Origin of the sequence: Streptomyces corchorusii (genome assembly GCF_001514055.1) — a bacterium.
Classification (GTDB): Bacteria; Actinomycetota; Actinomycetes; order Streptomycetales; family Streptomycetaceae; genus Streptomyces; species Streptomyces olivaceoviridis.
This window is the reverse complement of sequence record NZ_KQ948353.1, coordinates 408,882-422,788: the sequence shown is the minus strand read 5'-3', so window position 1 is coordinate 422,788 and position 13,907 is coordinate 408,882. Positions and strand designations below refer to the sequence as shown.

Below are 13,907 nucleotides of genomic sequence, written 5' to 3'. Positions count from 1 at the left end.
CGGCGGTTCCGCGGCGCTCGTGCGAGGAGAGGCGGGTTTAGGAAGGACCGCCCGTCCGGCCCGCGCCGGTCGGTAGGTACGAGCGGCAGGGACGCCTGCCGGGCGGCGGAGGTGCAGGACCGGCGCGGGTGGGCCGCCTGCCCTGGTGCGTCCCGCGCAGGCGCGGTTCGACGACGACGTCACCGCGCACGCAGACGTCCGTCCGGCACGGTCCTCCTCGGACGGCCCGGCGTCCAGAACGGCCTGGAAGCCGCCTTCGCACAGTGACGGGCTCGTCCCGAGGCGACCGCGATCGCCGACGGTGACGGCTTCGTGAGTCCGGCGCACTCGTCACAGCGCCCACGATCACCCAGACGACTAGGAGAACGACCATGGCCGGCAATCCACGCCGCATCGCTCTGGAGCCTGCCGCGCAGGCCTTCGTCGATGCCACGTCCGAGCCGCCGTTCCTGTACCAGCTCCCGCCGGAGGAGGGCCGCAAGGCGGTGGACCAGGTGCAGGACGCGGAGATCTTCAAGCCGGAGGTCGACGAGGAGTGGCTGGAGGTGGCGGGCGGTCCGACGGGCACCGTCAAGGTGCGCGTCGTGCGCCCCGCGGGTTCGGCCGGGACGACGTTGCCGGTCATCCTCTACGTGCACGGTGCCGGCTGGGTCTTCGGCAACGCCCACACCCATGACCGGCTGGTGCGCGACCTGGCCGTCGGCGTCGGTGCCGCGGTCGTCTTCCCCGAGTACGACCACGCGCCGGAAGCGGGGTACCCCGTCGCGCTGGAGCAGAGCTGGGCGGTGGCGCAGTGGGTGACGGCCGAGGGCTCGGGCCGGGGTCTGGACGCCGCGCGGATGGCGGTGGCGGGCGACTCCGTGGGCGGCAACATGGCGATCGCGCTGACGTTGCTGGCCAAGCAGCGCGGTGGTGTGCGGTTCGTCAGGCAGGTGGAGTTCTACCCGGTCACCGACGCCGCCTTCGACACCGCCTCCTACGAGGAGTTCGCCGAGGGCTACTTCCTGGCCCGGGACGGGATGAAGTGGTTCTGGGACCAGTACACCACCAGTGAGGAGGAGCGCGGCCGTATCACCGTCTCTCCGCTGCGGGCGAGCCTGGAGGACCTCGCGGGTCTTCCGCCGGCGCTGATCATCACCGCGGAGGCGGACGTGCTGCGCGACGAGGGCGAGGCGTTCGCGGCGAAGCTGCGCCAGGCGGGCGTGCCGGCCACGAACGTCCGGTTCGGCGGCATCGTCCACGACTTCGTGATGGTCAACTCGCTGCACGACACCGAAGCGGCCAAGCACGCGGTCCTGCTCGCGGTCGCCAGCCTCAAGGAAGCGCTGGGCACCACGGCCTGACGCACGCCCGGATCGTCACACCGCCGCGTGCCGTGGCTACCCGGCACAGGAAACGCGGCACCCGGCGAACCGGCCGAGGCAAGTCGTCGGCACGCGCTCGCACACGCACGCAGATCATCCGCGCCGCCCGCCTGCCCGCGGGCGGCGCGCCCCGCCCACCCTGGAGCCCCTTCATGCGTTCATCCCCTCTTCCGGCCCCGGCGACCGACACGGCGCCCGCCCGGCCGTCCCGGCGGAACCTGCTCAGGACCGCCGGCATCGCGGGCCTGGCCTCCGCCGTGCCCGCCTTCTCGGGCGCGGACCTCGCGTCGGCCGACACCGGTACCGTCGGCCCGCTGTCCCTGCCCCCGGCCACCGGTGAGATCACGCCCCTCCACCTGCACGTTCCCGAAGCGCTGCTGAAGGACCTGCGGCAGCGGCTGGCCCATGTCCGGCTGCCGGAACGGGAGACCGTCGCCGACAACTCCCAGGGCGTCCAGCTCGACCGGCTGACCGGTCTGCTGGAGTACTGGCGCACCCGGTACGACTGGCGCCGTCTGGAGCGGCGGATCAACGCGCTGGGCCAGTACCGCACGCTGATCGACGGCCTGGGCATCCACTTCCTGCACGTCCGCTCCCGGCACGCCGACGCCACGCCGCTGATCCTCACCCACGGCTGGCCGGGCTCGTTCGTGGAGTTCCTCAAGGCGATCGGCCCGCTGACCGACCCGACGGCCCACGGCGGCACCGCGCAGGACGCCTTCCACGTCGTCATCCCCTCCGTTCCCGGCTTCGGCTTCTCCGACCGGCCCGCCGGCACCGGCTGGACCACCGCACGCATCGCCGCGGCCTGGGCCGAACTCATGGAGCGCCTGGGCTACCGCCACTACATCGCCCAGGGCGGCGACTGGGGCGGCGGCATCACGACCCAGCTGGGCAAGCTGCGCCCCAAGGGGCTGATCGGGGTGGAGCTGAACTTCCCCGAGTACACCTTCAGCCCGCCCGTGTCGGACGACCCCACGGCAGCGGAGAAGACCGCGCTGGCCCAGATCCAGACGTTCTCCACCCAGTACTCCGGGTACTTCCAGGAACAGTCCACGCGCCCCCAGACCCTCGGCTACGCCCTCGCCGACTCCCCCTCGGGACAGGCCGCCTGGATCTACGAGAAGTTCCTCGACTGGACCGACAACACCGGCCGGCCGCAGGGCGTCCTGTCACGGGACGACATGCTGGACAACATCACCCTGTACTGGCTCACCGACACCGCCGCCTCCTCCGCCCGCCTGTACTGGCAGAACTACGGCGCGTCCGAACTGACCAGGCTCGACCTGCCGGTCGGCCTGAGCGTGTTCCCCCACGAACTGGTCCGCGGCCCGAAGATCTGGGCCGAGCGCGCCTACAGCGACCTGGTCTACTTCAACGACCGGATCCCCTACGGCGGCCACTTCGCGGCCTTCGAACAACCCCTGCTCTTCACGCAGGAGGTCAGGAACTTCGCCCGCATCGTGAAGTGACACGTGGCGGTCGCACAGCCCCCACCCCTCAATGGTTGAAACATCATCCAGCTGAGGATCGAACGTTGGAACAAGGCGTGGCTCCGCACAGGCCGCCTCGTCAAGAGAGGGCAATCATGGGACAGCTCGACGGCAAGACCGTTGTGGTGACGGGGGCGACCAGCGGGATCGGGTTGGCCGCGGCCCGCCGGTTCGCCCAGGAGGGTGCGCACGTCTATGTCACCGGGCGACGCAAGGAGGTGCTGGAGGAGGCCGCCGCGTCGATCGGCGGGGCGGTGACCCCGGTGCGGGCCGACAGCGCCGATCCGGCGGACCTCGACCGGCTCTACGCCACGGTGGCGGAACAGGGACACCGCGTCGATGTGCTGTTCGCCAATGCCGGCGGGGGCGAGTTCGCCCCCCTGGAGCACGTCACCGAGGAACACTTCGACGCGACGTTCGCCATCAACGTGCGGGGCGTGCTGTTCACCGTGCAGAAGGCGCTGCCGCTGCTGAACGACGGCGCCTCGGTGATCCTGACCGGTTCCACCGCGGCTGGTGCGGGCAACGAGGCGTTCGGGGTCTACGGCGCCTCCAAGGCGGCCGTCCGCGCCCTGGCGCGCACCTGGGCCAACGAGCTGAGTCGCCGCGGTATCCGGGTGAACACCGTGGTGCCCGGCCCGATCGCCACGCCTGGGCTGGACGAACTGGCGTCCGGCGAGGAGCAGGCCGCCGAGCTGCGGCGGCAGCTGGCGGCCACCGTGCCGCTGGGCCGGATGGGCCGGCCGGAGGAGGTGGCGTCCGCCGTGCTGTTCCTGGCCACCGCCGAGAGCAGCTTCGTCACCGGCACCGAGCTGTACGTCGACGGCGGCGCCAACCAGGTCTGACCCGGCCCGGCCGCGACCCGCTGACGCGGCCCGGCCGCCCCCGCCGGACGCGACCGGCGACCCGCCTCCGGCTCCTTCCGGGGCCGGACCGGTCCCGGAAGGGGAGAGTGGTCAGCGGATCCCCTGGGCTCGGCGGCGACATCCCCGGCAACGCCGAGCGGCTGCTCACGGCCGCCCGGACCGCCACCGTGGCCACCGGCGTGTTCCGCATCCGGCGGCATCCGGCCGACGGGATGGCGGCCGGTCACGCCCGCCCGCGGAAGGCGTACGGCCGTCGGCTGCTGCCGGGCCTCGCGTCAGTGGCGCCGCCGCACAGCGGGCGGGCGGCGTCTACCGGCCGCTGACCCCGGTCGACGCCTGCCTGGACCGCCTCGACCAGGCCCCCGACCCGGTACCGGCCGGCGAACGCGTGCCGGCGGCCCTGGGCCCCAGACTCACCGGCTCCCTGGCGCAGCAGGCGGCCGACGTGGTGGCCCATGCCGATGAACGGGGCGAGGAAGCGGCGCGCGGTGGCGCGGGCCCGGTCGGTCCGGTGGTCCGGTACGACGGCCTGGTAGGGCGTGTCACCGAATCCGGCCTCGCCGACGGGGGCAGTGACCGGCTGGTCGACGCGATCGTGGCCCGCGGCGACACCGAGGCCGTCGGCGAACGCGTCCGCGTCCACCGCGACGCCGGTGCCTCCGAACAGCCCCGGATCGTCGTGGGGGCGCTGCGGGCCTGCGCCCGTCTCGTCAGGTGGGTCGGGCGGTAGGCCACCTCGCGGCGCCGCGGTCGGTCGTCGGGCGGCAGACGGCGGCCCGGCCGCACGGCGAGCGGCCTGCCGAGGGCGTGCCCCCGACCGGAACGGTCACCCCACTGACCGGGGATGGATCGCCCCCCCTCGTCCCGCTCAGCGGTGACCCGGTGCCGCCCCACCTCAGGGCCACGATCTCCGCCGCCACCGACACCGCCACCTCCTCCGGCGTGCGGGCGCCGAGGTCGAGGCCGAGCGGGGAGCGCAGGCGGGACAGTTCCCGGTCGGTGAGGCCGGACTCGATCAGGCGGCGGAGCCGGTCGTCGTGGGTGCGCCGGCTGCCCATCGCCCCGATGTAGGCTGCCGGCCGCCGCAGCGCCTCCCGCAGCACCGGCACGTCGAACTTCGGGTCGTGGGTCAGGACGCAGATCACCGTCCGCCCGTCGGTGTGCGTGCCGCGCAGGTACCGGTGCGGCCAGTCCACGACGACCTCCGCCCCTTCCGGGAACCGGCGGGGCGTGGCGAACACCGGCCGGGCGTCGCACACGGTGACCCGGTAACCGAGGAAGTCCCCGATCCGGGCCACGGCGGCGGCGTAGTCGATGGCCCCGAACACCAGCATGCGCGGCGGCGGCGCGAAGGACTGGAGGAACACCGTGACCGTGTCCTCCCGGCGCTCCCCGTGCGGGCCGTAGTGCCGCAGGCCGGTCACGCCGAGGGCGAGTTCGCCGCGCGCGTCGGCGGCGACGGCCGCGTCGAGCCCCCGGGTCCCCAGGCTTCCGGCGGCGGTCCGCGGCCACACCGCGAGGGTGGCCCCGCACGGCGCCGGCCCGTCGACCACGGTGGCCACGGTGACCGGCTCACCGCCCGCGACGGACGCGGCGACCGCGCCGAACGCCGGATCCCGGGCCGGGGTCACCGGCCGTACCAGCACGGTGATCTCACCCCCGCAGGTGAGCCCGACCGCGAAGGCGTCCTCGTCGCTGTAGCCGAACGTCTCCAGCCGTGCCGCGCCGTTCTCGACGGCCTCCTGGGCCAGCTCGAACACCGCGCCCTCCACACAGCCGCCGGACACACTGCCGACCACCTCGCCGTCCGGGCCGACCGCCATGGCGGCGCCGGGCCCGCGCGGCGCGCTGCGGCTGACCGCGACGACCGTGGCCAGCCCGAACGGCACCCGGGCGGCGTACCACCGGTCCAGCACCGCGAGAATCTCACGCATCGTCCGCTCCTCGGCCCGCACCTGGCACGGCATCTGGTTGAACGTTAATCCGTTGGCGGCGCGGTGGCCGTTCTGCTGCACTGCACCGGTCGAGTTCCCGAGAGAACCAGGAGCGATCATGCGCGCACCGTTCATGTCCGGCCCGGAAGGAATCGCCCACTCTCTCAAGGACATGACGCTTCGTGCCATTGCTCAATCTGGGAATCCTCGCCCACGTCGACGCGGGTAAGACGAGCCTGACCGAACGGCTCCTGCACACCGCCGGGGTGATCGACGAGATCGGCAGCGTCGACGCCGGCAGTACCACCACCGACACCCTTGCGCTGGAGCGGCAGCGCGGCATCACCATCAAGTCCGCCGTCGTCTCCTTCCCGCTCGACGGCGTCACCGTCAACCTCATCGACACCCCAGGTCATCCGGACTTCATCGCCGAGGTGGAGCGGGTGCTCGGCGTGCTGGACGGAGCCGTCCTGGTCGTCTCCGCCGTCGAAGGCGTCCAGGCGCAGACCCGTGTGCTGATGCGCACCCTGCGCCGGCTGCGCATCCCGACCCTGGTCTTCGTCAACAAGATCGACCGGAGCGGCGCCCGGGACACGGCCGTGCTCCGCCAGATGGCCGAACGGCTCGCCGTACCGCTCGTCCCCATGGGGACCGCCGCCGGTCTCGGCACGCCTGCCGCCCGCTTCCGGCCCGGCCTCGGCCCGGCCGCGCTGGAGGTGCTGGCGTACCAGGACGACGACCTGCTCGCCGCCTGTCTCGACGGCGAGGTCCCCAAGGCCCGGCTGCGCCGCGTCCTCGCGGCACGGACCCGGGACGCCTGCGTCCACCCGGTGTACTTCGGCTCTGCGATCACCGGCGCGGGCGTGTCCGAGCTGACCGGCGGCATCCGGCGCCTGCTGCCCACCGCCGCCGGCGATCCGGACGGCCCGCTGTCGGGCACCGTCTTCAAGGTGGAGCGGGGCCCGGCGGGGGAGAAGGTGGCCTATGCCCGCCTCTTCTCCGGCACCCTGCGCGTCCGCGACCGCGTCCCGTTCGGCGACGGCGGAAAGGACACCGGCACCGGTGGGAACGCCCACCGGGACACCGGCACCGACCGCGAAGCCCGCGTCACCGCCCTCGCCGTCTTCGACCACGGCACGGACGTCCGCGCGGACCGCGCCGGCGCGGGACGGATCGTGAAGGTGTGGGGCCTCGGCGGCATCCGGATCGGTGACGCGCTGGGCACGCCGGGACGGTCGTACGAGCACCACTTCGCGCCGCCCACGCTGGAGACGGTCGTCGTGCCCGGCCCCGGCACCGACCGCCGCTCCCTGCACCTCGCGCTCACCCAGCTCGCCGAACAGGACCCGCTCATCGGGGTCCGCCACGACGAGCAGCGGGGGGAGACCTCGGTGTCCCTCTACGGCGAGGTGCAGAAGGAGGTCGTCCAGGCCACCCTCGCCGACGAGTACGGCCTGGACGTCACCTTCCGCGAGACGACGACCCTGTGCGTCGAACGGCCGGTCGGCACCGGTCACGCCGTCGAGTTCAACAAGAAGGACTCCAACCCCTTCCTCGCCACGGTGGGCCTGCGCGTCGACCCCGCCCCGCCCGGCACGGGCGTGGCGTTCCGGCTGGAGGTGGAGCTGGGCTCGATGCCGTACGCCTTCTTCAAGGCGGTCGAGGACACCGTCCGCGAGACGCTCGGCCAGGGGCTGCACGGCTGGCAGGTCACCGACTGCGCGGTCGCCATGACCCACTCCGGCTACTCGCCCCGGCAGAGCCACGCGCACCAGGGCTTCGACAAGAGCATGTCGAGCACGGGCTACGACTTCCGTGGCCTGACCCCGCTGGTCCTGGCCGAGGCGCTGCGCCGGGCCGGCACCAAGGTGTACGAGCCGATGCACCGGTTCCGCCTGGAGGCGCCGGCGGACACCCTCGGCGCGCTGCTGCCGGTGCTGGCCCGGCTCGGCGCCGTACCCGAGACCGCCGGCACGCACGGGACCGCCTGCGTCCTGGAGGGGACCGTGCCGGCCGCCCGGGTGCACGCGCTGGAGCAACGGCTGCCGGGGCTGACCCGGGGCGAGGGCGAGCTGGAGACGGCCTTCGACCACTACGCGCCCGTCACCCGCGGCACGGTCCCCGAGCGTCCGCGCACCGACCACAATCCGCTGAACCGGAAGGAGTACCTGCTGAACGTGACGCGCCGCGTCGGCGAGTGAGCCGCAGCCGACTCGCAGTCGGCTGACCCGGGAACGGCGGCCCGTCCTCCGCCTCGGTCGCCGACGCCCGCACGTCCGCGACCGCGCCGCGCGCCCTGGGCGGCGGCTACGCGGTCCGCGTTGGCCTGGAGGTCACCAACGGCACCACGGCACCGTCCTCGGCCCTGCCGAGCGCGGCGAAGGCCGAGCCGGCCGCGTGGGCGGCGGCACGGCAGGGGTGTGGCCTCCGGCGTGAGTGGGGGCACCCCGGAGGCCACGGCTCGGTGGGGCGTCAACCGCCGCTCGGGCCCGTCCAGTCGGCCTGGACGTGTCCCAGGCGGACGCGCTGCGGGTGGTCGCCGACGGGGACCGACGTCACCTTCCTGCCGGTGGCGAAGTCGATCGCCGTCACCTGGTCGGCGCCGCTCTCGGAGACGATGCAGTCCTTGCCGTCCCCGCTGACCGTCGCCCAGTACGGCTTGGACGCCGTGACGAGCGGGCCCTCCTGGAGCGAGGCGCGGTCGACCACGGTCGCGTAGTCGTCCATGGTGCCCGCGACGCACAGCTTGGTGCCCTCGGGGTTCATCGAGATGCCGTGGTGACGCGAGTCGTTGACCCAGGTGGTGCGGTCCTCGCTGGTCGCCGGGTTCTTCGGCAGCGTCTTCATCCGGGTGATCTTGTCGGTGGCGACGTCGTACTCCAGGAAGCCGTTGAAGAACGACACCTGGAAGTACAGCTTGGACTCGTCGGCGGAGAACACGGCCGGGCGGACCGCGTCGGAGAAGTCCTTCAGCCCGAACGCGTCCAGCCGCTGCCGCATGTCGATGACCTTGACCTGCTTGTACGTCGTCGCGTCCACCACGGTGATGTGCCGGTCGCCCTTGGTCCAGTCCCAGCCCGGGGTGTCCAGGTCGGTGTTGACGTCACCGATGGACATGTTCCAGATGTACTTGCCGTCCTTGGTGAAGATGTTCTCGTGCGGCTTGTCACCGGTCGCGAACGACCCGAGCTGCTTGCCGGTGCCGATGTCGAGGACGTGCACGGTGTTCGCGGTCGAGGCGGAGACCGCGACCCGGGTGCCGTCCGGGGAGACCGCCATGTGGTCGGCGCGGTAACCGGCCACCGGGAAACGCCAGTTGACCTTGCCGGTGGCGAGGTCCAGGGAGACGACGTCCGCGAAACTCGGCCGGGACACCACCACCGACCTGCCGTCGGGCGTGGAGTACATGTCGTCGGCGAACTGGTCGTGGCCCTCGCCGACGCTGTTGCGGATCGCCTGGAAGTAGATCCACTTGATCGGGTCCGCGTTGATCTCGGCCATCCGCGCGTCCTTGTCCGGGATGACGTTGATCCGGCCGATCTTCGCGAAGTCGCCGGAGGATCGGATCACATCGGCGGTGCCGTCCCAGTTGTTGCCGACGAACAGCACCTCACGCAGCCCGGTGGGGGCGGCGGAGTGTGCGGAGGCGGCGGTCGCCGGGGCGGCGACGGTCAGGACGAGGGCGGCGGCCACGGAGCACAGGTGCCTGGTTCTGGAGGCAGCCATGACGGCTCTCTTTCCTCGGGGGAATCTGAACACGGGTGCTTTCACAGTGAACTTACTGAAAAGTAAGGAAGGGCCGGCCTTCTCGACAAGATGTGTGCACGACAAGATTGGGGGAGTGGCCGGATGACGGAGGGGGACGCGTGGAGGGCAGGCTCAGGGCGCCGACGGGACGCTACGGCGGACGGTCCGCCGAGGAACGGCAGGCCGAGCGCCGCCGCCGCTTCCTGGACGCGGCACTGGGGCTGTTCGGCGACACCCCCGGCTACCGGGGCACCACGGTCGCCGCGCTGAGCCAGGCCGCCGGCCTGTCCACGCGCCAGTTCTACGAGGAGTTCCGCACCCTGGAGGACGTCCTCGCGGCACTGCACCTCCAGGTCAACGGCTGGGCCGAACAGGCCGTCCTGGACGCCCTCGCCGACGCGGACGGGCTGCCGCTGGCCGAGCGCGCCACCGTGCTCTTCCGGGCCTACGCCCACGGCGTCACCCGCGACCCGCGCCGCATCCGCATCGCCTTCGTGGAGATCGTCGGCGTCAGCCCCCGGCTGGAGGAGCAGCGCCTCGCCCGCCGCGCCCGCTGGATCGACCTCATCCGCGCCGAGGCGGACGCGGCCGTCGCCCGCGGGGAGGCGGCGCCGCGCGACTACCGCCTCGCGGCCACGGCCTTCATCGGCAGCGTCAACGGTCTGCTGCACGACTGGAGCGCCGGCTGGGTGGACGCCACACTGGACGAGGTGGTGGACGAACTGGTCCGGCTGCTGCTGGGCATGCTCCGGCCGGAGGGCTGGCGCCCAGGGAGCCCCTGAGGCACGGGCGCGCGCAGCCGGGCGGCCGAGGCCGGCGCGGGTACGGTCCGTTCGGCGCGCGGGATCGGGCCCGAGCTGCTCTGCTGGTGTGGGGGGCCGCCGTACCCGTTCCCGGAGAGAGCCATGAGTACCTATCGAGCCGCGCAGGTCACCGCTCCGAACGGCACCTTCGAGCTGGTCGAACGCGAGGTCCGGCAGCCCGGACCCGGCCATGTGCGGATCGCCGTGGAGGCGTGCGGGGTCTGCCACAGCGACGCTCTCTTCGTGAGCGGCGGGCTACCGGGCGTGTCGTTCCCGGAGGTGCCCGGACACGAGATCGCCGGACGCCTGGAGGAACTGGGCGAGGGCGTGCGCGAGCGGGGCTGGCAGGAGGGTGACCGGGTGGCCGTCGGCTGGTTCGGCGGCAGCTGCGGCCACTGCCGGCCCTGCCGCGAGGGCGACTTCATCGTGTGCCGGAACCTGAAGGTCCCCGGATGGGCCTACGACGGCGGCTTCGGCGAGAAGGTGATCGCACCCGTCGACGCCCTGGCCCGCATCCCCGAAGCGCTCTCCCCGAGCGACGCCGGGCCGATGGCCTGCGCGGGCGTGACCACGTACGACGGACTGCGGCGCAGCTCCGCCCGGCCGGGCGACCTGGTCGCGGTGCTCGGGATCGGCGGCCTCGGTCACCTCGGCGTGCAGTACGCGGTGGCCATGGGCTTCGAGACGGTGGCGATCGCCCGGGGCGCCGCGAAGGCCGACTTCGCCAAGCAACTGGGGGCCCACCACTACGTCGACAGCACCTCCGGCACCCCGGTCGCCGAGGCGCTCCAGTCCCTCGGCGGTGCCAAGGTCGTCCTGGCCACCGCGGGGAACTCCGAGGCCATCACGGCCACCGTGGACGGCCTGGCCCACCGCGGCGAACTGGTGGTCATCGGCGCGGACACCGCGCCCCTCGGCATCAACCCGACCCAGTTGCTCATGGCCGGCCGCGTCGTGCGCGGCCACCCGTCCGGCACCTCGCAGGACGTGGAGGACACCATGGCCTTCAGCGCCCTGCACGGCATCCGCCCCACGACCGAGAACGTGCCGCTGGACGACGCGGACGCGGCGTACCAGAAGATGCTGTCCGGCAAAGCCCGCTTCCGGATGGTGCTCACCGGCTGACCGGACGGCATCGCGTCGGCCGGTGAACCGGTCGGCCGGTCAGGTGATCAGCCGGTCAGCCGTGCCAGCGCGGCCAGCACCGGCGCGGCGCCGTCCTCGCCGCGGACCCGCGCGCCCAGGGCGGCGGCGCGCCGCCGGTACGCCGGGTCCCGGGTGGCCCGCAGCAGCGCCGCGGACAGTGCGTCCACGGTCAGGCGGCGCAGCGGTACGACGGCCGGGGCGACACCCAGGGCGACCAGCCGGGCGGACCAGAAACCCGCGTCGAACTGGACCGGGACCGGCACCGCCGGAACCCCGGCACGCAGCCCCGCCGCGGTGGTGCCCGCGCCCGCGTGATGGACCACGGCGGCCATGCGGGGGAAGAGCAGAGCGTGCGGCACCTCGCCGACGGTCAGCATGTCGTCCCCGTCGGCCGCGAGCCCGCCCCAGCCGCGCTGGATCACCCCGCGCAGCCCGGCCCGCCGCAGCGCCGCCACCACCTGGGCGCTGAGCCGCCCGGCGTCCGGCACGGTGGCGCTGCCCAGCCCGACGAACACCGGCGGCGGCCCGGCGTCGATGAACTCCAGCACCGCGTCCGGGAGTTGCTCCTGGGTGTCGTACGGCCACCAGTAACCGCCCACCTCCAGGCCCGCCCGCCAGTCGCCGGGCCGGGGCACGACCAGGGGGCTGAAACCGTGGTGCACCGGCCAGAGCCGCCGCTCCCGGGCCCGCCGCGCGGCACCGGTCCGCAGCGGGGGCAGGCCGAGCCGCTTCCGCAGGGCCGGCACGGCGCCGGCGAACACATGCTCCACGGCCAGGGCGACCCCGTGCCCGGCGAGCAGGTTGACGGGCCCGCCCCAGGAGTCGCCGCCGAGCACCGGCGGGGCGAACTCCCGTGTGGCGGCGAGGGGTTGCAGATAGACACCGAGACTCGGCACGCGCAGTCCTTCCGCGATCGTGTGCCCGAGCGGGGCCAGGGAGGAGGACAGCAGCAGGACGTCGCTGTCCCGCGCCGCGCCGAGCAGGTCCTCGGTGAGCCGGCCGACCAGGCGCCGCGCCAGGTCCACCACCCGCAGCAGCTTCCCCGGACCGCTGGCGCTGCGGTGCAGACCCCGGCCGCGCGGGGACTCCAGTTCCGCCCGGGGATCCACCGGCAGCGCGTGGAACCGCACCCCGGAGCCGGCCACCAGCGGGGCGAACCGGCCGTGCGTGACCAGGGTGACCTCGTGCCCGGCCAGCGCGAGCCGGTGCCCGAGCCCGGTGTAGGGCGCGGCATCGCCCCGGGATCCCGCCGTCATGATGGCAACGCGCACGGGGGCCAGTATGGCCGGTCCCGACGGCCGACGGGCTCGACGCGACAAGACCGACACCGGCAACGGCACCACCGGTGCTGTGGACCTGGGACGGCCGCGCCGACCGGAGGTGGTCCCGCACCTGGCAGCCGGCCCTACACCGCGGCGCACACCACCAGCAGGGCCGCCGCCGCGAGCACCGCGCAGGCCAGCACAGAGCAGGCCAGCAGACGGCGACGGAGCGCCCGGTAGCGCGACTCGTACGCCCGCCGCAGCTCCTGCGCCCGCTCGGCCGTGCGGTGCCACGAGAGCCGGGCCAGCGCGAGGTAGGCGGTCTCGAACTGCTGCTCCACGTCCTCCCGTTGACTGTCCGTGAGCCAGCCCAGCCGGGAGCTGAGGCGTACGGCGGCGGTACGGCCCTCCTCCCGTGCGGCGACCAGCAGCAGATGGCCCTCGATCTGCCGGACCAGGTCCCGCTCGTCGTGGGCCGTCACCGCGCGGTCAGCTCCGGTTCCGGGGACGACACGTCCGGGTGGTGCAGGTCGAACGCCGGGGATTCGCTGCGGATCCGGGGCAGGGTGAGGAAGTTGTGCCGGGGCGGCGGGCAGGAGGTCGCCCACTCCAGCGAGCGGCCGTAGCCCCAGGGATCGTCCACGCCGACCGGCTTGCCGTACCTGGCCGTCTTCCAGACGTTGTAGAAGAACGGCAGCAGCGAGGAGCCGAGCAGGAACGAGAAGACCGAGGACACCGTGTTCAGCGTGGTGAGCCCCTCGGCCGCGAGGTAGTCCGGAATCCGCCGCTGCATGCCCTGGGCGCCCAGCCAGTGCTGGACCAGGAAGGTGCCGTGGAAGCCGATGAACAGCGTCCAGAAGGTGATCTTGCCGAGGCGTTCGTCGAGCATCTTGCCGGTCCACTTCGGCCACCAGAAGTGGAAGCCGGAGAACATCGCGAAGACGACGGTGCCGAAGACCACGTAGTGGAAATGGGCCACCACGAAGTACGAGTCGGAGACGTGGAAGTCGATCGGCGGCGAGGCGAGCATGACGCCGGTCAGCCCGCCGAAGACGAAGGTGATGAGAAATCCCGTCACCCAGAGCATCGGTGTCTCGAAGGACAGCGAGCCCTTCCACATCGTGCCGATCCAGTTGAAGAACTTCACACCGGTCGGCACGGCGATCAGGAAGGTCATGAAGGAGAAGAACGGCAGCAGCACACCGCCGGTGACGTACATGTGGTGGGCCCACACGGTCACGGACAGGCCGGCGATGGCGATGGTCGCGGCGATCAGGCCCATGTAGCCGAAC

At 73.0% G+C, this 13,907-nt stretch carries 13 protein-coding genes; 8 read left to right on the top strand and 5 right to left on the bottom strand.

All coding sequences use genetic code 11. The features are described from left to right. The first annotated feature begins 371 nt into the window (after window positions 1-371). From AQJ11_RS09095 to AQJ11_RS50300, 5 genes are all read left to right on the top strand, one after another. Window positions 372-1,343: an alpha/beta hydrolase gene (locus AQJ11_RS09095; RefSeq protein ID WP_059262520.1), complete on the top strand. Its 972-nt coding sequence runs from the start codon at window positions 372-374 to the stop codon at window positions 1,341-1,343. Window positions 1,344-1,516: 173 nt separating this feature from the next. After that, window positions 1,517-2,836, top strand: coding sequence for an epoxide hydrolase family protein (locus AQJ11_RS09090; RefSeq protein WP_059262519.1), 1,320 nt, complete (start codon window positions 1,517-1,519; stop codon window positions 2,834-2,836). Window positions 2,837-2,952: 116 nt separating this feature from the next. Continuing rightward, window positions 2,953-3,702 (top strand): glucose 1-dehydrogenase, encoded by a 750-nt coding sequence (locus tag AQJ11_RS09085; RefSeq protein ID WP_059262518.1) that lies wholly within the window; start codon window positions 2,953-2,955, stop codon window positions 3,700-3,702. Between the two features lie 107 nt (window positions 3,703-3,809). Further along, window positions 3,810-4,046, top strand: coding sequence for a hypothetical protein (locus AQJ11_RS49150; RefSeq protein WP_059262517.1), 237 nt, complete (start codon window positions 3,810-3,812; stop codon window positions 4,044-4,046). 65 nt (window positions 4,047-4,111) lie between these two features. Next, window positions 4,112-4,453: a hypothetical protein gene (locus tag AQJ11_RS50300; RefSeq protein ID WP_059262516.1), complete on the top strand. Its 342-nt coding sequence runs from the start codon at window positions 4,112-4,114 to the stop codon at window positions 4,451-4,453. On the opposite strand, the gene AQJ11_RS09070 is transcribed toward AQJ11_RS50300, so the two are convergent. Continuing rightward, window positions 4,434-5,657 carry an XdhC family protein gene (locus tag AQJ11_RS09070; RefSeq protein ID WP_107120807.1) on the bottom strand — a complete coding sequence of 408 codons (1,224 nt, stop codon included), beginning with the start codon at window positions 5,655-5,657 and terminating at the stop codon, window positions 4,434-4,436. The two genes, AQJ11_RS50300 and AQJ11_RS09070, sit on opposite strands and share 20 nt — an antisense overlap. A 182-nt stretch (window positions 5,658-5,839) precedes the next feature. Here AQJ11_RS09070 and AQJ11_RS09065 point away from each other — a divergent pair, with 182 nt between their 5' ends. Beyond that, entirely contained in the window at window positions 5,840-7,858 is a 2,019-nt protein-coding gene (locus AQJ11_RS09065) for an elongation factor G (RefSeq protein ID WP_059262515.1), read from the top strand. Between the two features lie 271 nt (window positions 7,859-8,129). Here the strand turns inward: AQJ11_RS09065 and AQJ11_RS09060 are convergent, their stop codons facing one another. After that, window positions 8,130-9,383 (bottom strand): YncE family protein, encoded by a 1,254-nt coding sequence (locus AQJ11_RS09060; RefSeq protein WP_059262514.1) that lies wholly within the window; start codon window positions 9,381-9,383, stop codon window positions 8,130-8,132. A gap of 140 nt (window positions 9,384-9,523) precedes the next feature. Between AQJ11_RS09060 and AQJ11_RS09055 the strand changes: the two genes are divergently transcribed. Both AQJ11_RS09055 and AQJ11_RS09050 read left to right on the top strand, forming a co-directional pair. Then, window positions 9,524-10,186 carry a TetR/AcrR family transcriptional regulator gene (locus AQJ11_RS09055; RefSeq protein WP_014676698.1) on the top strand — a complete coding sequence of 221 codons (663 nt, stop codon included), beginning with the start codon at window positions 9,524-9,526 and terminating at the stop codon, window positions 10,184-10,186. A gap of 123 nt (window positions 10,187-10,309) precedes the next feature. Continuing rightward, window positions 10,310-11,332, top strand: coding sequence for an alcohol dehydrogenase (locus AQJ11_RS09050; RefSeq protein WP_059262513.1), 1,023 nt, complete (start codon window positions 10,310-10,312; stop codon window positions 11,330-11,332). Window positions 11,333-11,379: 47 nt separating this feature from the next. On the opposite strand, the gene AQJ11_RS09045 is transcribed toward AQJ11_RS09050, so the two are convergent. The 3 genes from AQJ11_RS09045 to AQJ11_RS50845 all read right to left on the bottom strand — a co-directional run. Further along, on the bottom strand, window positions 11,380-12,609 hold the full coding sequence (locus tag AQJ11_RS09045) for a glycosyltransferase (RefSeq protein ID WP_014676700.1): 1,230 nt from the start codon (window positions 12,607-12,609) through the stop codon (window positions 11,380-11,382). Window positions 12,610-12,758: 149 nt separating this feature from the next. Then, window positions 12,759-13,097, bottom strand: a complete 339-nt coding sequence (locus AQJ11_RS09040) for a hypothetical protein (protein ID WP_059262512.1) — start codon at window positions 13,095-13,097, stop codon at window positions 12,759-12,761. Continuing rightward, window positions 13,094-13,907: cytochrome c oxidase subunit I (locus tag AQJ11_RS50845; RefSeq protein WP_244218163.1), on the bottom strand; the 814-nt coding region annotated here is incomplete at its 5' end. The genes AQJ11_RS09040 and AQJ11_RS50845, both read right to left, overlap by 4 nt.